The following is a 19,834-nucleotide window of genomic DNA, read 5'->3' as shown; positions in this document are numbered from 1 at the left end:
ATGCACTTTCACACCATCTATCCGCCTCATTTACTCGATATGACCTTCGACAGAAAGAGCTTTGTTTTGTTATGCAACTCACTCAATCATACCTAGCCTTATATGAGGTTCGTGTTCCGAGAGACCTTAAAGTTTGCCGCTCGCTTCCTTCAGATTCCGCGTCACCACGGACACCCTTTCGTTAAGCTAACTGCTACTTCTGCCTTCGCAGCTCGGGACTATCACCCTATAGATTACACCCATGCCGAGTACACCACCAAAAGGACGCCTAAGCGACGTCCTTTTCACAATGCAAAATCGATCATTCCATCTGCTTCGATTTCACTTTTGACACTCTCTCCACTTTGACAACTTTTCGATCAACACGACGTAAATCATTTCGACCAACATAACACACATCGTTTCGATCACCACGACGCAAATCACGCAACATTGTTGAAAAGTCTCGCCATTGATTAAGCACCGCTTGAATGAGTTGCACCGTTCCGTAGCAAGCATCCGTATCTAATGTTTCGTCGTCCGTATGTTCCCACTCGTATCCTGCAGATAAGTTTACACTTTGAATGCCCTGTTCTGCCCAAATTCTCGTATCGCTGCTCCCACCAGCAGTACATTTCCAACCAGTTAACCCCGCATCGTACGCTACTTGTTCAAAAAACTGTCCGTAGCGAATATCGCAAAATGGCTGAATCGTGCCGCATGATGTGACGATATCCCCTGTTCTCCGCCGATCAACGACAATCGCCGCATCTACATCCCATAGAAAATATTTCTCTAGCTTCCGCGCTCCAACAAGTCCGCACTCTTCTTCTACGGTAAAAACAAATTTTATTGTTCCGTTAAATGAAGATGTGTCAAGCCATTTCGCTATTTCAAGCAACACAGCCACCCCAGCGCGATCATCCGCTCCTAAAATCCCTTCGCTGCTCGACCAAATCGCTCCTTGTTTCACAATCGTTCTTCCTAGTACGAAGGATTCTACCGTATCTAAATGCGCATTCAACAAAATCGTTGGCCCATGTCCTGTTTTGCATTTCTTTTGCGCCAGCAAATTTCCGTAGCGATCGATTGTGATGCGATCGACATGTGGCGCAAGTTTTTCATATACGACAGAGCGAATATTATGTTCATTTCCACTTTCCCCTGAAACGCTAAGCAATTCTTCAAGCTCATGAAGAAATAGCATTTTGCGGATATAGGCTTCCCCTTGTTCTAACCAATCGATTTGTACTTTCCGCATTTGTTCAGCAAGATCAAGGAGTCGTTCTCTTTTTACGGAAAACACGACCCTAGGAAAACGAGACGGCCGCAAATTCACATCGACTTGCAATGCATGGAACAACTGCATCACTTTTTCCATATTCGTCTGCTCACCGAAAGATACATAAGGACGACTTTGACCATGACCATCACAACAATACACTGTACGCAATCCAAGACGATTCAACTCACGAATGACACCGCTCATATACGTATCTAACTCAAATACTTTCGGTTCTTCTACCCCGATTGCTTCCCAAACTCCACGCTTTGGAAAATCGACTGCTTGGAGCCATTGTTTTTCGCTAATCGGCGGATTATCAATCGTTAATACATCGTTCCAAAACGTATAATCGACATTCGCTACGTCCAAACTTTTCAATAAAAACTCAACGTTTTCTTTTCTCTCATTCGTGCAAATAAACTCATTTGGACTTTTTTCCTCTACCACAAACCCTTGGCGAGTAAATAATTGATTCCATGTTTTCATCTCATCATCGCTCCTTTTCATTATTTACAAACTTAGTATAAAAAAAGAGCGATGACACACATGTCATCACAACTCATCACGAAACAAAAACGTATAGTCACTGCGATACATGACGATATAATCGACAGAGCCGTTATAATAGTAGGCGGTTTCTCCTCGAAACTGACATGAGTCGATCAGATCAGGCACTTGAACATATCGCAGCCTTTCCCGAAGACGCCTTATTTTTTGAACGAACGTATTTGTAGGAATGTCCCCATCCCGTCTCAATTGAAAAAATGCCTCCAAATCATATTTCGTTGCCGGACGCGCTTCATTTGTCTTCACTAAAAAATAACAAAGCATTTCCGCAGGATCGCGTGGTAAGCTCACTTCTTTGTCACCATAGGCGACAATATTTTCGCGATCGGAAAAATAAAGAACGACTGTATTTTTAGGAGGATTCATCATCACTTGTTCACATTGTTCTTTTGAACAATACTCTTTTCCGCTCGACGTCCATTTCGTAAATGCTTGCATCGTTAAAATATTTTCGTTTCGCTGTAGCAACTCATGCAAAAACGAAAGTTCCGCAGGCGCACCTTGATCGTTTATATAATCAGGAAATTTCTCAAGCGATCGATACCTTTTTTCTGCGATAAACAAGGCGCTATTCGCTAAATACAGATGCGCATAATATAGCTGTCGTTCATTTAAACAAAACTCCGGATTCGAATATCCCTTTTGATATTCAAGCGCTTTTTCAAAGTAACGCTGCGCCGTTGCGTACTCTTTCTCCTTATACGCTAAAAATCCGAGACGATAATGGGCAATCGGATTTTCCGAATCATATCTCAACGCTTTTTGAAACGCTGTTTTCGCCATACGCTCATCTTTTTTCAGCTGCGTTTTCAAATACGTCCCGTAACGAATCAAATATTTGACTAGCTGTTTTTTCACATATTCAAACCCGTGTTCTTTTCTCTCTTCTATCGAACATCTCGATAAGCGACGGCATATTTCTTCATACACACCTACAATTTCATGATAAATCCAATCTTTTGCCTCATCGCTATTTAACTCTTCAAGAAGTTGTTCCTCACGATCATATAATTCATCTATGGTCATTTGTGATAATCTTCTCATAAAAATGCCCCTTCATCTATTAGTCGCTCGTACCGTTGCCTACGGTAGCCAATCTCTGAATCTCCCAACGACTAAATTCGCGGGGTTCTTGCGTACAAAAGGTTTTTCCGTACACCTACGTGCAGAACCCGCCTTTGTTCCGCAAGACCCTACTCGATGGTGCCTTGCGCCCTGTGCGTCCGATTCAAGACGATGAAATGTGATTCCACTCCTATGCCTAAAGACAGGAGCTTTCTCGCTAAAATCACGGAAACTAGCCCACGTTTGTTAGTATATCTGTATCAATCTCAATATTTACAAGGCTGGCTCCGCTAGGCAACAGTTCCTTTAATTTTTCGACAGAAGAAGCAACAGGAATGTCCTCCCCTATTTCTTCCATATAGTCGAGCATTGTCAACAATACATCCTCTGCCATCTCTACTGCCTCCACCAACGTTTCTCCGTAAGTAAAGCAGTTGTCCAAATCTGGAAAAGTGACGATATGGCCATCGTCCTCTTCGTCCTTTTGAATGAGTGCGTAAAATTGATATACGGCCATTGATTATCATCCGATGGTTCGTTTTTTATGGGCGTCTTGCCAACAAATCGATCATTTGTCGCTGTCGTTCTTCTAAAACCTTTGGTGTCCACTCATCTTTCTGGTCAATAAATACTTTGCTTCCTTTGAAAACGTCCATATGTCCTTTTAAGTAACGTTCCTTTTTCTGCTTAAAATCTAAGTTACTTAACGAACTATTTTTTCTCTTGCTAATGAGGACAAGGTTAGCAATTTTATCTGTCCAATACGCTCTCTCGTCCTCCGTGAAATCTTGTACCCATTGACTATTCTTATCCGGATTTTGTGGCAAAATATGCTCCACGCTTATGTTTTTATAACCAGATAAATGAACGGTGTTATCCCCCAATAAATACTCCATCTTTAACAACAAATACTTTGCATATTGTTTTTTGTACACGTTACCGCTAATCTGCCGCTTAAACTCCTCCACATCCACTGAAAAAATGTCATCGTTATTTATTAAATCATTCACATTAGACGCATCCGTTTGTTCAATGGCTTTTAAAATATTATTCATTGCTTCTAATCTCGGAGTTGAATTTACCCCAGAAATCCAATCACCAGCAAATTTAAATTCCAACTTCTGTAAAAATTCATCTATCTTATTTGTTTTAAACTTAGCGTAATAATACATGACAGGAGGTATCCAGTCCTCTGAACGGAATCCTATCTTCATAATAGTAATGAGATTTTTAAATGCGTTACTCAACTCATTATCAGCTAATTCGATGACATTTTCGTACACTTCATCATACCGTTTAATAAAATCTAGCGTTTCTTTTCCTTGCGTCAGCTTACCAGCTTTATAAATCTTTTCCTCAAATTCTTCCAATAAATTTGTTCTCGCTTTCTCTTTTACGATAATTGTTCTGACGAAGTTTAGAAAACGATCAAATCCCTCTCCAAAACGCCCCTCGATCTCTTCCCAATATTTCGCATACTTTTTTATTTCTTTTTCATTATGCAATTGCCCGATGTTCATTGATTTAAGAATATCTGCGCTCGTTAAAGGGATACCTCTATCATTTAATATTGTAAACATCCTAAACGCATCTTCCGTATTATCCGTTGATACATAAATAACCAGCGCTTTATTAAAAATAAATTTAACAAATTCTCCTAGTTCTTCTTTATCTTCTAGCTGCTCTCTTAATACAAGTATCGCATTAGCCATATTGGAAATTGATACATTATCTTTTTCCTTTTCTACTTTCAATTCATCAATTAACGTAGTTCCATCTAAAGCAACAACATATTTCTTTATAAAATCTTCTACTTGATCCCTAATCTGGTAGGTAATACGTTGCCTTTCAGGTACCATATCAAGTTCATCAGCTTCTTGATAAATTTTCTGCTGAAGGTTATTTTTAAACGCTCGTTCTTCTAGCAAATCTCTTAAAACAGCAAACATTAAAAAGAATGTGGTTAACCGCTGCTGCCCATCTAACACTTCATATTCTGCAAAATCTTTATTTTTTGTTCGCTTTAAAACGAGTGAACCAAGGAAATACTCGCTATCGCGTTTATTCATAAATGCGTAATACAAATCGTCAATTAAATCCTGTATATTTTCCGATTGCCAAACATAGGAACGTTGGTATTCTGGTATAACAAACCAAAAATCCGGCGAAAAAATTTTCTGTAGTACTCTTTTATCGGCATCTATTTTTCCATGTGTCATCGTATATACACCTCATTGTTAAGAACTCAGAAAACAGTGTTTGAACCCATTTTCTTGATACACTTACTGTTTCAATGTCATAAAAAACTGCTCCACCTGTTCCGGTTTTAATGTTCGAAGCAATTGGACAAATTCGGCATACTCGACTTCGTGTATGCTACGAATAGTTTCTATTTCATAACGGAGCGCCTCTTCAAACTCAGGAAAAACGGTGGCGTACAGCAGCTGTCTTTGCTTCTCCAGCGGGTATTGGCGCTCTTGCAAATATAATAAAATATTTTTCAACTGCTGAATAAACAAGGGGGAACGCTGTGTCCATCGCTCTAATAAACCGTTCCACGAAACATCTTTCCCCTCATTTCCTTCTTCTTCAAACCATCGCTGCAAAGCGTGGTACAACGCCTTCAGCTCTGCCTCTGTTAACGTAACCCCTTTTCCCATTTTCTCATGAGCTACATCCCAATCCCGTATATCAAATTTCGCCGGATAGCCGTTCCAGCTAATGAGATTAAGCTCCTTGCTCCATCCCTTCCCTGATTCCGACAGGACGGCAATCTTTTGTTTAATGTCAAACTGAATTTTAGTCATAGAACCTCACCTCTACTTCGAATAAATCGCTGAATCAAAGCCAAAGGCGTCATAATCCGCTTGGTAAAAATCGCGCACAAACGGTGAAATGCTGCGGAACGTCTGAGATGACGACTCAATTCGCTCGCATACGGGAAGTAATAAATACTAGGTTTCTTCCCTTCCCGCACAAATCGTTGATCATCGAAGCGATCGTTTTCTTCATCTAAAAATTGCAAACTGCTCGCCAGCTTCATAATTTCTTTTGTCGAGCGATAGTTTGTCCGCAAATTCCGTGTCTTCCGCCCTTCAATGTACAAACCTAACTCACGGTATGAAAATGGGCTACGCTTGTAAATACGCTGTTTCGGATCCCCAGAAACGACAATCGATTTTTTTACAAGCCCCGAACAGTGCCTGGCACCGTTTCAATACAACAAGAACTAATCCGAGTACTCGGTCAAGTCTATTTTCTATCATCTACTTATTATGCAACTTCTGCAGTTCATTAACGGTGACAAATTTATACCCTTTTCTTGATAAAGAATCTAGTATTCCTTCTATAGTTTTTAGTTCGTTACCAGTATCATCATACATTGGATGCAACAAAATGATGGACCCTGGTTTTACATTTTTATTTACATAGTTCACTTTGTCAGAAACTGAAGAATAATAGGTGTCGGGTTCAAGATCCCACGTAATGGTTTCTATATGATGCTTTTTTAAATAGTACGGTAAACCAATAAGTTTTTTCCCAGTAGGTGGACGAAAGTCTATTTCACCTTTATAACCTGTCTTTCGAATCAATTGGTTAGTCAATTCAATTTCCTGCTTGATAAAAGAAGGTTTTTTGAAAATCATTCGCTTATGAGAATATGTATGATTTCCAATTTGATGTCCAGATTCTGCTATTTCTTTTCCTAACTTTAAATTTTTCTTCAGTTCATTTCCAATTACAAAAAAGGTAGCCTTCGCATTGTATTTATCCAAAAGAGGTAGTATTTTCTCTACATTTTCTGTCGGTCCATCATCAAAAGTCAATGCAACTGCTTTTTGGTTAGTATCTACGTGGCTAGTTAATCCTCCAAATAACTGGTATGTTCTCGAGTTCATTAGTTTATATGTGCCGAATAAAAAAAGTAATAATGTTAGCAAAACCATCCCATATATGACTATTTGTTTTTTCATTTGTTTCACCTTGATTTTTTTTGCTGTATTTTATGTCTTCTGCAACTAAGTCCAATTATAAGGTTAGTTGTGGAGTGCTGGAGATGGTTTCTTTATAAACTGCTAAAGCGCTATTTTTATTTTATCCTAAGCAACAATGATGTGCATCAAGAAAGTAAATTGGGTATGTGTCAAGATTTTCTCGGTATGGCTTTTATACCAATGATTTCGGCACTCTATTTTTGTACTCTCAAAACAATCACAGATTATGGTATCGAATAAACGCCAAAATGGTGTTGTGGGCAGGGGTTTTAAAGGACGTTAAATCAAAATTTTGGCGCCTTGCATGTTGTCCGCCACCATTGACCTTGCTTTTGTCCGTGTTGGGGGGATCGGCGCAGGTTCGCTAATAAAACAGCCTTTAGGGCTCTCCTGTGTCCGATGCTAACACGGACAAACCGATTCTAAGTATTCGCTGGCGGGGCCCCCGACCCCTTCCATCGCCTTCTAAGAATCGGGCGCTGCGGTCAATGGCAAGCAGCTGCGCTGTGGCTCTGTTCATAGGCCAAATCATGCTTCCTTATCTTAACGCCTTCAATAACTGCCCCATAGCCGATGAATGCGCTGTATATAAGCTGACACTGCCCTTTTTTGCCCCAACGGATGGGCGTGCAGGCTGACGCAGGAGCTCGGACACTCTGACAGTCCTTTTAAACTCCCTTTGCTTTCTTTTGCTTCTTCGCTGAGATTGTAAATAAACCTCTCTTAATGTCCCGTTTAGGATACCCTGTTTCACTTTTACCATGGCTTCCGCGCCTTCTTTACTCCAGTGCATGCCTCTTCTTTTCATGCGAAAGGAGATCTGGCGCTGATTGGACTCCATTGCACCCAGCCCTCTTGCATCTTCCGGCGCATTTTCCACTTTATCCCGCCAATCAAAAATCCGGTCCCAATGGCCCACAATATATTTGCGAAATTCATTCACTTTCTCGATCTTTTTCTCGTCTTCCAGCGTACTTTCAAACGTATCCATCGCTAAAGTAAAAGCGCACAGATCGCGGTTCTTTATCGCCTTTTTCACCAAGTCCTTGTATTTATTCTTTTTCCATCCGAACGTCCGGTTGATTGCCTGCCCGATATGATAAGCATCCAATTGAACCAAAACAGGCTGATTCGATTGGGAAAAGGCCTCCTGAAATCTCTCCGCACCATAGCCGGTTCCTCCGTCACTGTTGCCCACCACCTGCGTATTTTCCAAAGAATAGTGATGGGCACAAGAGGCCTGAAACTCCTTCCAAAAACCTTCTGCGGGCTGTGTGGTCATAATATACTTAGGGTTTCTTAAAGACACTCGTTTCCCATTCTTGTCCCAGCCTTCGTACATGATGCCATGGCAAACCTCTATATGTTTTTTCTTCTTGGTTGCACGCACGAGGACTCCGTCAGCTTCCGCAAACAGAAAGTCTGTCTTCTTGCTTTCCGGCAAAGAAGCTGCTTCTTCCAGTTCCTCCACCATTTCCTTGTCTGCCTGGGCTTGCGCCTTTCCGACACGTTTTACAATGGATCCGACTGTTGCATGGCTTATTTGGACTGCTGTCCATTCATCAAGCATTCGTGCAACCTCACGATAATCACTTTTGTTGGCCAGTTCTGCCACCTTCACTTCGACGAAAGAGCTGTACCTTTGGTATTTCCTGATGCCCAGCAACTCATCAAGGGGATAGTGGGGCTTCCCATTTTCGTCATGCATGAGCGTACGGCTAAAGCGGACGGCCCAAACGTAAACTGAATGGTTTTTTCATCGGTTTTTTCAACCGTCCAACCTTCCTTTTGTTTCTCTTCTTTTATGGCTTTATCCAATTGGCTCAGCACTTTCCCCAGTAATAAAGCAAACGTCTCGTACATATACATTCGAAGTTGTTCTTCAAAAGCAATTAAATCCTTAGTATCCTTTAAAAGCTCATATATTTTTGTTATAATTTTATCCATGAGAAGGCCTCTTTTCTAAATGTATTTGCCTGGAACGCATACATTTATGATAGAGTGCCTTCTCTCTTTTTTTCTAGAAATTTGCTTGTATTTCCCCCGAGAAAAATTTTACACATATGTAAATTGGCTACATGCATATGAAGTACACATGCCGAAAACAAATGAGAAGATAGGACTGTCACTGTAGAAAGCGATAGTCCCTTCTAGCGAACAGCAACAGGCACTGTTCACATCGCACCATACGGTTTGTCATTATTTTCTTATGCCGTCACTAAAAAAGGACGCCAAAGCGACGTCCTGTTCGTAAAACGTGGAAAGCAAATCGAACAGTGCCTGAAATCGTTGCAAATACATAACACTACCTTAGATTTTCTCTATAACAATTTTTCGATACATCCCTTTCATTATAACCGGCGTATCCTCTACTATTCGACATTCCTGCTGGTATGTTTCATACAGTTGTTCAAACGAGCGACCGATATCAGTACCTAATACTTGAAGAAATGGACGGATGATTTGCTTAAACATCGAGCGCCTTGAATCCGAAAACTTATCAAATACAATAATTTGCCCTCCCTTTTTTGTCACACGCACCATTTCAGCCATTGCTTGATGAGGATGTGGAACAACCGAAAGAATTAAACTAGCGATTACGAGATCGAACGATTGGTTTGGAAATAATAAATGTTGTGCGTCCATCTGCTTCAACTCAACAGATGGATATTTTTGTTTTGCCTTTTTTAACATGTCTGGCGAATAATCAATTCCTACCACTCGAACATGATCTAACCAAAAAAACTCCAAATCAGCACCTGTCCCAACTACGACAAACAATACATTGCTCCCTTTAGGAATCTCCATTCCGTCGAACACTCGTTTTCTTGCTCGATAAAACAATCCTCGGTTAAAAAAGAAATCATAAACCGGGGCCCAGCATTTGTAGATAAACGCATTCCAACGATTATTCATATGTGGAGTCCTTTCTGATTTTTGTCCCTATTTTACGTTTTTTTCCTTTTCCTTCTGCAACCTGCTCAGTCGCACTTGTTCAAAATAACGCGTGAACTCTGACTCTCCTGAATAAGACAGACATAAGTATTCTTTCGCCCTTGTCATGCCGATATATAGTAACGAAACTTCTCGCTCACGGTCTTTTTCAAGCGCAAATGGCATATTGTCGACATTGACGATAAAAACAGCTTGGAAATCGAGTCCTTTACTACTTTCAATCGTACTAATTTTAACGGTTTCTTCATCACGGGAAAATTCCCTCTTTGTTGTTTCATCTTCCGCTAGCCAATAATAAGGCACTTGCTCTTTTTCCAACGCCCGCTGAATAACCCCAATAATATTTTGTTTATACGTTCGTTTCACCCGATACAAAATAAGCATTTCCGAGTACGGTACGTTCTTCTCGTCATGCAATCGTTTTATTTGCCTTGCAACAAGTTGCATCTCTTGTCCAAAGCTTGCTGCTTTCACAATAGCCGGCTCCGGTCCTTTCCGCCGCGTACTTTGTGGGGCAATAATTTCTCCTTCAAACTCGCGTTGGGCAACTTTATCACTTAATACCGAATGTTCACGATAAAAATCCCACGCAAATTTCACAATTTGTGCCGTATTGCGATAATTAATCGTCAATACTTTTGAACGGCCTTGAAAACTTAATCCCGTATCTTGTACATACGATCGTTTTCGTTTATAAATTGTTTGTGCTCGATCTTCTACAAGAAGAAGCGATTGTGTTGCTGGATTTAATAATTTACTAATCAGCGCCAACCAGTCTGAAGAAAAATCTTGTCCTTCATCAACTAAAATAGCATCATACATTGGCAAAATGGCTTCTTTTTTATCTATTTTCTCTAATATATACGGAATTTGTTGTTCTGATATTTTTAAATCATGTTTCAACCATTCATGAAAGTTACGGACAATAATTTGATCGCCTACCGTTTTCGCCATCCCATCTTTTTTCGTAAAGTCAAAATCAAATAACGAATCTGGTTCATGTAACATATGGTGGAGCATTTGTCGAATCCCTTGCGCAAGCGAAATATTATAGCACAAAATTAAAATTTTCCAATCTGGATGTTGTTTCGCCAACAGCTTCACTCGACTAGCTAAAATAAGCGTCTTTCCGCTTCCTGCCACTCCACGAATCAAACGGTTTTTATCTCCGAGCTGCTTTGCGAGATTTTCTTGGTGCAAATCCATCACTTTAATGTCGTGAAGAGATAAAAGCACTTGATCTTGATATGGCGTAGGAGGGCGAAACTCCGCACTGATGCGCACCTCTGGAAAAAGATGATAACGAATCGCATCGATTTCCTCTTTCGTTAACGGCGTCCGCAAACGATACGGAACGACAAACATATTGCATATTTTTTCAAACAACACCTCTTCACTAAACGTTTCTTTGTCCGGATCAATTTCATCACGCAACAAACAAAAATTCGGATCAACAACGGGATACAACTGCTTTTTCACTAAATCTTTTTGCGAAATTCGCGTAAATACAACTCCATAGCCATAAGGAAATTTCAGCTGGAATTGATATTTCCCTTCTAAGTGAACTAAATTTTTATCTTTTTTTAACGCATCCACAATGTGAAACGCATTATCTCTCGCTTGCTTAAACGGGCTTTTTACCGTCGCCTGCTCACCAGCACTACTTACAATCGTCCATTCATCATTATTCAAATGAAACAATGTCGATAATGTATAATCTTTTACCTCAAGCACAACAAGCCCTAAATCAGGGCCAATAATGACAAAATCCGGACGTCTTCCTCGAATCTCCGGTTCATAGTAGACAATATAGTCATCTGGCAAATATGTTTTTAGCGTTCGAAACAACAATCGCTCCCCCGCCGTCGCACTCGAACGAATCGTTTCCGGAATCGTGTACGCCATCTAAACCAGCTCCAGTGGAAAATAGGATTTTTGTACCATTATAATATAAAATAAGGAATTTGGGAGGGGGGATTTGGTGAGATATTACTGGAAAAACAGATTAAACCAGAACATCTTACTTTTAAATTCATAAAAGCTGAAAGTATAAAGGCTTTTCTTTTGTGGCTTGAAAAAATACGAAATGTAAGCATTAACACACGTAATCAAAGGTTAGCAGCAGTTCATAGTTTTTTCAGATACGTACAAACTGAAAATCCTGAAAACATGTTTGAATGCCAAAGAATATTAGGTATTCCTTTTAAAAAGAGGCAGAAAAAGACAATTGAATTCCTCTCGCTAGAATGTTAAATTGCATAAAGGTAAAACCCACTTGGCGACTGCGATTGGAATCGCAGCTGCCAAAAAGCGGACAAGTACGTATTTCATTAAATGTCACGAACTGATTTTACAATTGAAGAAAGCGAAAATGGAAAATCGTTTAGACAATCGTTTAAAACATTATGGAAAATACAAGCTATTAATCATTGATGAGATTGGCTATTTGCCGATTGACAGAGAAGATGCAAAATTGTTTTTCCAGTTGATTGATATACGGTATGAAAAGAAAAGCACGATATTTACTACCAATGCCAATTTTAAGGATTAGGGGGAGGTATTTCAAGATTCAAAGCTAGCCAATACCATCCTAGATCGTATTTTACATCACGCGACCGTGATTAATATTGTAGGGGATTCATATCGAATAAAAAATCACTTAGAAAGAGAAAAAGAAAACGAGTAAAAAATGTACATTCTTAAACAGTCAAAAGTGTACATGTTTATCTTGACATTTACAGACAGAAAGAGCTTTGTTTTGTTATGCAAACTCACTCAATCATACCTAGCCTTATATGAGGTTCGTGTTCCGAGAGACCTTAAAGTTTGCCGCTCGCTTCCTTCAGATTCCGCGTCACCACGGACACCCTTGCGTTAAGCTAACTGCTACTTCTGCCTTCGCAGCTCGGGACTTTCACCCTATAGATTACACCCATGCCGGGCGCACATAAAAAACCGATTCCGTGTCGAAATCGGTTTTATATCTATACAAAATGTTTCCTTAAAACACCAAAAACATTTTCAGCAATTATTTCTTTTCCATATTCCATTAGATAATAAATGGTTGTTTGTGACTCCTGTCCATATTCAAGAATTAAACTTAAAATATCAGTTATTTCTTCTTCTTGTTTATAAATATCTTCAAATTCAATGTATAAATAATATTTTTGATCTAAAGAATAAAGTTTTGTCGTAAGAGATTGTAGACCTATTCGTTTCGATAATGATATAACATCTTCAATATCTTTAAATTCAACGATAAAATGTAATGTTTCTTCAATCTCTTCTTCTTCATCTTCCTGTCTATAATTAAAGTGCTGATCTAACAACTCTTCAATTCGTTCATCAACAGAAATATCTTTATATTTTTCATCCGAAAGCGGAAGTTCAAATCTTGCTCCATCTTTTGTTAATTGAGCTTTCGTTACCAAAATCTCAAGACCTTTATCTAACGCTTGAACTTGAATCCAAAGAGGTCCATCAACTAAAAAATCTTCCTCTTGATGAACTTCATCCATCATTTCCCAAAAAAGTTCTTCGCTTTTGTCGCGATTATACCATATCTCTTCACGGTCGAATCCACGTTCTTCGATGTCCATATAAGAGATATAAAACTTAACAGTATTTTCATTAATACGTTCAATTTCCATTTGGCAACTCTCCCTTCTTACATTCATTTAGTGAAGGGAATGATCCCCGGCAGCCATCTGCCTTACCACTATAAAATACAGAAAAAATGTTAAAACATATTGTATGCTTTGTACTCCTATTTTATGACAAAAAGAAGAGTAAGGGAAATAAAATATACTCATTTTTTTGAAAATGAGCAGCTGCCTATACTTTCTAATTAATGCTAATAGAGATAAATGATTATACGATTATATTTTACCACATTTCTGTATATTTAGTATATGGTTAACACTGTAAACAATAGCAAGCAAAATAAACGTTTTTGATCAAGGAAAAAAGTATTAAAATTATCTACAAAAATCCATTATTATTTTCCTGTAGTAAATAAAAAACCTTCATGTCTTTACATGAAGGTTTTTTGATTAATTCACCATTCGTTGCGCTTCTTTTAATTGATACGTACGAATTTTTCTTGGTAAAAATCGACGGATTTCATCTTCATTATAGCCTACTTGTAATCGCTTTTCGTCAATGATGATCGGACGTCTTAATAATCCTGGATGATCCTTAATTAATTCGTACAACTTTTGTAATGGTAACGATTCAAGATTTATGTTTAATTCTTGAAAAGTTTTTGAACGTGTAGAAATAATTTCATCCGTTCCGTCTTCAGTCATACGAAAAATTTCTTTTATTTCATCAATGGTTAGAGGTTCAGAATAAATATTCCGTTCAATGTAAGGGATATTGTATTGTTCTAACCATGCTTTTGCTTTACGGCATGAAGTACAACTCGGAGCTGTATATAATGTAACCATAATCTCTCTCACACTCCTTTATTTAAGATTCCATGTATATCAAATACTTATTTATAATTAATTTAAAAAAGAAATAGCTTTAAAATAATTATACTATAATTGAGCTTTAATGAATATATGAAAATAAAAAAATAATAAAGAAAATTATTGAACATTTTTTGAAATTTTATATATTATACGAATGAATAAATAGTTAAGTTTCATTTTCCTATTCCTTTTTTTAAAAAATTTAAACCTTTATATAGTAAAAATTCATTCTCAATTAAATGTGCGTAACCAAGAATGAATATACCATATAAAATATAATAAATATAAAGGAATTATATTCATATTAATCATATAAACATTCCTTTTACATAACTAATATATTAGGTTACTCATACGATAAAATTAATAAATTTTTATTTAGTTCTTTTATCCTTCCCTGGGAAATAAATCTTACATATTATTAAAAATAATTTAAATTTTCTTATTTTTACTTTCATTTACACTTAAAGTTCATTACAATGAAATTATGGGAGATGGACGTGTTTTTCGTAAGGAGGTAAAAATATGATTAGTTTTTTTATCGATTTTTTCTTAGTTTCGATTTTAATTATTGGAATTACTGCTATCAATGGAGTTTTCGTCAATAGTGTGGGAAAAAAATTATTTGGTCGAAATCAAAAATCCAAATTTATAGATCAAACATCAAAAACACAGCATGGTTGGAAGCAAGTAGGAGGTCAACCTTAATAATTTTTAGAAAAAAACAGGTGAATGTTGAACTGCCCCCTGTCAAGTAGACAGTGGAAATAATAAAAATAATCTATGCGGCTTTAGCTCTATATTCAATAGGGCTAAGGATGATAGTGGAAAGGTATTCCATGCTAGAGGACTTCAAACACTATTTCCAAAAAACCACCCTAAGACAATGAAAGCATATCAAAATATAGGAGATATAGGGTTACTTGCAGGTGAAAAGGGAACAAGTTCTCACTTAATAATTCCAACCGAAAAGATAAATGAATATAATTATTTCTGTTGTCATGGAACTGGTAAATATAATATTAATGTTGATACAATTAATATACCTGAATACGCTAAAAATGAATAAGCTCAAAGTGTATTCGATACTGAATATGACGAAAACGAGGAATTTACTAAAGATTTTTATAATACAATCACAACAAAGGACATTTTATCAAAGGAATTAGGAATTGTTGAACCTATTGCAAGGCTTGCACCTTTTATTAATTTCTGGGGAGAAAAAGATTACTATTAATTTGTGGGTGATAATTTGAATGAAGTAGTGTTTATATCTGTTATGCATGATCCAAAAGGATTGTTGTTGAAAAACTTAAGATTAGGACTGAATGTCCTAAAAAATTACTATAAAAAAGGTTATATTGCATTAAGTGAAAGCACTAATATTGGTTTAAAAGAGGAACTTGAAAAAGCTGGTTATACTGTTTTCACTATAGAAAAAAAAGGAGTAGGATATGCAAGAAGAAGTATTTTACGTCTTGTGAGAAATACAGAACACACCTATTATCATTATTGTGATTTAGACAGAATGATTACATGGTGCCTAACAGAACCAAAGGAACTTGAAAAGGTAAAAGAATGTATTAGAAATTTTGACTATTTAATCATAGGAAGAACCAAAAAGGCATTTAATACTCATCCAGAGGCTTGGATAGAGACTGAAAAGATAACTAATAAAATTTTTTCAATAGAATTCGGAGAACAAGAGGATATTGATGTTACGGCTGGTTCATGTGGTTTCAATAAATCTAACTTGTTAAAAATCCTAAAAAGATCCAGTGCACCTACGACAGATGCTGAATGGCCAATGATCATTAAGAAAATCGAAAAGGGAAAAGTGGGCTCTATTAAAGTAGATGGACTTAAATATATAAGAGACATTAATAACTCTGAATTTAATAAGACACCTGGAGAAGAATGGTTAACCAGGCTTAGACTCAGTTATCAAATTAGTCAAACCGCAGTAAATACTAAAAATATCTTTTAAAAAGATCTTGAACACAAAGATGAATCTCTATCTTTTAGTATACTTTAAATTTGTTTTTTTTCGTTTATTAACTAGACTATTCAATCTATCCCCTTGCTTCTCAGTTAAATTAATATTTGTCACACTTCAAGTAACAATTTATTGTTGATAAATAGTTCGACTTTTTTTATAATAAATTTCAATATCAATGTATGTTTATTGTTTCTCATAATGATTCCATCTATAATTGGAATAAAAAATGCGATGACGAAGAGTAGTACATTTAAGAGCAGATTTCAGAGAGTTTGTGGGTGGTGAGAACAAACATCTGCCTAAATGGAATGGACTTCCGAGCACAATTTCTGAAATTGAAGTAGGTAATTGCGTAGTCCTGCGTTAAAGGATTAAGTGGTCTAACAGATGTTAGACTATTAGGGTGGCACCGCGGATCAACCATTCGTCCCTACTTTATGTAGGTCGAATGGTTTTTTAATTTTTCGATGAATTTTAAAAAAGGAGTGACCTTTCATGAAAACCATTTTTTCCGGAATTCAACCAAGTGGAACGATTACATTAGGTAACTATATCGGGGCATTAAAACAATTTGTCGAATTGCAAAACGATTATCAATGTTATTTTTGTATTGTTGATCAACATGCCATTACTGTTCCACAAGATCCTCAAACATTAAGAAAAAATGTACGCAGTTTAGCAGCCCTTTACTTGGCTGTTGGCATTGATCCTAATAAGGCAACATTATTTATTCAATCGGAAGTACCTGCTCATGCTCAAGCAGGATGGATGTTACAATGTGTCTCTTATATTGGTGAATTAGAAAGAATGACGCAATATAAAGAAAAATCCGCTGGAAAAGAAGCTGTATCTGCTGGTTTATTAACATATCCACCACTTATGGCGGCAGACATATTACTTTATAACGCGGATTTAGTTCCAGTTGGAGAAGATCAGAAACAACATTTAGAATTAACTCGAGATTTAGCTGAGCGTTTTAATAAAAAATATCGAGAAATTTTTACCATTCCGGATATTAAAGTTCCTGAAGTGGGAGCTCGAATTATGTCACTACAAGAACCGACAAAAAAAATGAGTAAATCGGATCCAAATCAAAAAGCATTTATTTCATTATTAGATACACCAAAGCAAATAGAAAAGAAAATTAAAAGTGCCGTTACCGATTCAGAAGGAATCATTAAGTATGACAAAGAGAATAAACCGGGAATATCTAACTTAATGGCTATTTACTCAATATTAACGAAAAAATCTATGGAACAAATTGAGAAAGAATACGATGGCGTTGGTTATGGACAATTTAAAGCCGATGTAGCTCAGGCTATTATTCAAGAATTTGAACCAATCCAAAAAAGATATGAACAATTAATCGATTCTGATGAACTGGACGATATTTTAGATCAAGGAGCAGAAAAAGCGAATAAACAAGCAAATAAAATGTTAAAGAAAATGGAAAATGCAATGGGTCTTGGAAGAAAAAGAAGATAGAGAAAGTTTCTCTATCTTCTTTTCTATGAAGATGAATCTTCTTGAAAAATTTGTTTTAATTCAATCTTATTCTTAATTAAATCGCTTAACGTATAGGAATCGAGAACTTTTATAAAGGCTTGTAATGCTTCATGAAGAATAGGTTTTAGTCTACAAACAGGAGAAATAACGCATTGATTTTCTCTTCCAGCAAAACATTCCACGATTGATAAATCCCCTTCCAAATGTCTAACTACTTTACCTATGACGATTTCATCTGGACTTTTTGCTAATTGAAAACCACCATTTCTTCCACGAATAGTTTTGATATACCCTAGTTTTCCTAATTCATAAACGATTTTACTTAAATGATTTTCTGAAATAGAAAATATATGTGAAATCTCTTTTATACTAGTTCTTTCATCACTATTAAGTGTGCCTAAGTAAATTAACACTCTTAGCGCATACTCCGTATAATTCGTTAATTGCATGGAAAACACCTCAACGCAATCATATCATAACAATAGATTTTCATCTATTGTGAACATTTTGTTAAAGATGTATTTAAAATATTGCTTTTATTTCATACGCTATGATTCAATAAAGATGTATTTGAAATACATGTTTATTGGAGGAGAAATTATGACTACAACTATGGATAAAACTTTAAAAAAAGAAACGATTGACATCATCAAATCTACAGTACCTGTATTAGAAAAATATGGGGAACAAATTACAAAAAGATTTTATCATTTAATGTTTTCGAATCATCCTGAATTATTAAATATTTTTAATCATGCTCATCAAAAACAAGGTCGGCAACCAAGAGCGCTAGCTCAAGCAGTCTATTCCGCAGCAAAATACATTGATCAATTAGAAACTATTTTACCTGTTGTTAAGCAAATTGGACACAAACATAGAAGTTTAGGAGTAAAACCCGAACATTATCCAATTGTAGGAAAACATTTATTGTTAGCAATTAAAGACGTTCTTGGAGAGGCCGCAACAGAAGAAATTATTTCTGCTTGGGGAGAAGCATATGGAGTTATTGCTGATGTGTTCATTAAAGTAGAAAAAGAAATGTATGAAGAAGTATTAAACGAACCAGGCGGTTGGGAAGATTTTCGTCCATTTAGTGTTGTTAAAAAAGTAAAAGAAAGCACTAACATTACTTCATTTTATTTGAAACCGATGAATCAAAATATTATTAAAAGCTTTTTACCTGGTCAATATATAAGTGTAAAAGTGAAAATCCCTGGTGAAGATTATACTCATATTCGCCAATATAGTTTATCAGATTCTCCATTTAACGATTTTTATAGAATTAGTGTGAAACGTGAAGAAGGTACAACATTGCGTCCTGCTGGGAAAGTGTCAAATTATTTACATGATTCTATTCAAGAAGGCGATACTTTAGATATTAGTGCTCCAGCAGGAGATTTCACAGTTGATTTAAATGTTTCAACCCCTGTTATTTTTATAAGCGGCGGAGTTGGAATCACCCCATTATTAAGTATGGTGAAAACCGTTATTCATAAACAACCAAATAGACAAATCCATTACATTCATGCTGCCATTAATGGGCAAGTGCATGCTTTTGACAAAGAAATCAAGGAATTAGTTAAGAATCATGAGAATTTTTCATATGGAATTTGTTATCAGAATCCAACAGAATCTGATAAACAACATCCATATTTTATAAAAGAAGGTTATATTGATACTGAGTTATTAAGAAAAGTGATTCCAGCTGAAAAATCCCCACAAGTATATTTCTGTGGACCAGTTCCATTTATGAAAAATATTTATCGTTCTTTAATGGAATTAGGTATAGAAGAAGCACAAATCTTCTATGAATTTTTTGGTCCTTCTGGGTCATTAAAAGAATAAATCAATCGAGTAGGAGGGAGCGATTAACTCCCGTCCTCTCACACCACCGTACGTACGGTTCCGTATACGGCGGTTCAATTAAGATCATTGACGCAAGTCTTTATAACTTCCGTGAATAGCTGTTCTCTTTATGCCAGTGGTCACTCCACCCTCCAAGAGGTCT

The 19,834-nt window shown here is 36.7% G+C and carries 15 protein-coding genes, 3 pseudogenes and 1 other annotated feature; of the genes and pseudogenes, 6 read left to right on the top strand and 12 right to left on the bottom strand.

The window, feature by feature from the left end; translation table 11 throughout:
- Nucleotides 1–301 precede the first annotated feature (301 nt).
- From AC3ASS_RS10615 to AC3ASS_RS10575, 9 genes and pseudogenes are all read right to left on the bottom strand, one after another.
- The gene (locus AC3ASS_RS10615) at nt 302–1,750 is read right to left on the bottom strand and encodes a M20/M25/M40 family metallo-hydrolase (RefSeq protein ID WP_488283503.1); all 1,449 of its coding nucleotides are present in this window, start codon (nt 1,748–1,750) and stop codon (nt 302–304) included.
- Between the two features lie 66 nt (nt 1,751–1,816).
- Entirely contained in the window at nt 1,817–2,875 is a 1,059-nt protein-coding gene (locus tag AC3ASS_RS10610; RefSeq protein ID WP_488283502.1) for a tetratricopeptide repeat protein, read from the bottom strand.
- A 253-nt stretch (nt 2,876–3,128) separates the two neighbouring features.
- On the bottom strand, nt 3,129–3,413 hold the full coding sequence (locus AC3ASS_RS10605; RefSeq protein WP_077428546.1) for a type II toxin-antitoxin system HicB family antitoxin: 285 nt from the start codon (nt 3,411–3,413) through the stop codon (nt 3,129–3,131).
- 25 nt (nt 3,414–3,438) lie between these two features.
- On the bottom strand, nt 3,439–5,115 hold the full coding sequence (locus AC3ASS_RS10600; RefSeq protein ID WP_077428547.1) for a DUF262 domain-containing protein: 1,677 nt from the start codon (nt 5,113–5,115) through the stop codon (nt 3,439–3,441).
- Between the two features lie 381 nt (nt 5,116–5,496).
- Nucleotides 5,497–5,703 (bottom strand): annotated as a pseudogene (locus tag AC3ASS_RS10595) (YdbC family protein); the annotation flags it as partial.
- 459 nt (nt 5,704–6,162) lie between these two features.
- Nucleotides 6,163–6,870, bottom strand: coding sequence for a polysaccharide deacetylase family protein (locus tag AC3ASS_RS10590; protein ID WP_488283501.1), 708 nt, complete (start codon nt 6,868–6,870; stop codon nt 6,163–6,165).
- Nucleotides 6,871–7,429: 559 nt separating this feature from the next.
- A pseudogene (locus AC3ASS_RS10585) lies at nt 7,430–8,838 on the bottom strand (ISLre2 family transposase).
- Nucleotides 8,839–9,201: 363 nt separating this feature from the next.
- On the bottom strand, nt 9,202–9,807 hold the full coding sequence (locus AC3ASS_RS10580) for a class I SAM-dependent methyltransferase (RefSeq protein ID WP_488283500.1): 606 nt from the start codon (nt 9,805–9,807) through the stop codon (nt 9,202–9,204).
- 27 nt (nt 9,808–9,834) lie between these two features.
- A complete protein-coding gene (locus AC3ASS_RS10575) occupies nt 9,835–11,751 on the bottom strand; it encodes a 3'-5' exonuclease (protein ID WP_488283499.1) in 1,917 nt (638 codons plus the stop codon).
- 358 nt (nt 11,752–12,109) lie between these two features.
- Between AC3ASS_RS10575 and AC3ASS_RS10570 the strand changes: the two are divergent.
- Nucleotides 12,110–12,532 (top strand): annotated as a pseudogene (locus AC3ASS_RS10570) (ATP-binding protein); the annotation flags it as partial.
- Nucleotides 12,533–12,830: 298 nt separating this feature from the next.
- Here AC3ASS_RS10570 and mecA read toward each other — a convergent pair.
- Nucleotides 12,831–13,496, bottom strand: coding sequence for an adaptor protein MecA (mecA, locus tag AC3ASS_RS10565; protein WP_488283498.1), 666 nt, complete (start codon nt 13,494–13,496; stop codon nt 12,831–12,833).
- Nucleotides 13,497–13,898: 402 nt separating this feature from the next.
- Nucleotides 13,899–14,294: a transcriptional regulator SpxA gene (gene spxA, locus AC3ASS_RS10560; protein WP_488283497.1), complete on the bottom strand. Its 396-nt coding sequence runs from the start codon at nt 14,292–14,294 to the stop codon at nt 13,899–13,901.
- Between the two features lie 552 nt (nt 14,295–14,846).
- On the opposite strand from spxA, the gene AC3ASS_RS10555 reads away from it, so the two are divergent.
- The 4 genes from AC3ASS_RS10555 (at nt 14,847) to trpS (ending at nt 17,805) form a co-directional block, all read left to right on the top strand.
- A complete protein-coding gene (locus AC3ASS_RS10555; RefSeq protein WP_488283496.1) occupies nt 14,847–15,029 on the top strand; it encodes a hypothetical protein in 183 nt (60 codons plus the stop codon).
- 178 nt (nt 15,030–15,207) lie between these two features.
- Nucleotides 15,208–15,390, top strand: coding sequence for a hypothetical protein (locus AC3ASS_RS10550; RefSeq protein WP_488283495.1), 183 nt, complete (start codon nt 15,208–15,210; stop codon nt 15,388–15,390).
- 183 nt (nt 15,391–15,573) lie between these two features.
- Nucleotides 15,574–16,308, top strand: coding sequence for a hypothetical protein (locus AC3ASS_RS10545; RefSeq protein WP_488283494.1), 735 nt, complete (start codon nt 15,574–15,576; stop codon nt 16,306–16,308).
- A gap of 234 nt (nt 16,309–16,542) precedes the next feature.
- Nucleotides 16,543–16,755, top strand: a binding site (T-box leader).
- Between the two features lie 60 nt (nt 16,756–16,815).
- Nucleotides 16,816–17,805, top strand: a complete 990-nt coding sequence (gene trpS, locus AC3ASS_RS10540; RefSeq protein WP_488283493.1) for a tryptophan--tRNA ligase — start codon at nt 16,816–16,818, stop codon at nt 17,803–17,805.
- Between the two features lie 23 nt (nt 17,806–17,828).
- On the opposite strand, the gene AC3ASS_RS10535 is transcribed toward trpS, so the two are convergent.
- Nucleotides 17,829–18,275, bottom strand: coding sequence for an Rrf2 family transcriptional regulator (locus AC3ASS_RS10535; protein WP_488283492.1), 447 nt, complete (start codon nt 18,273–18,275; stop codon nt 17,829–17,831).
- A gap of 151 nt (nt 18,276–18,426) precedes the next feature.
- Between AC3ASS_RS10535 and hmpA the strand changes: the two genes are divergently transcribed.
- Nucleotides 18,427–19,671 carry an NO-inducible flavohemoprotein gene (gene hmpA / locus AC3ASS_RS10530; protein ID WP_488283491.1) on the top strand — a complete coding sequence of 415 codons (1,245 nt, stop codon included), beginning with the start codon at nt 18,427–18,429 and terminating at the stop codon, nt 19,669–19,671.
- The last annotated feature ends 163 nt before the right edge of the window (nt 19,672–19,834 follow it).

The organism is Bacillus sp. JST-5, from assembly GCF_057747715.1.
Note: the sequence above shows the minus strand (reverse complement) of the source record. Positions and strands in the feature narration are given on the sequence as shown.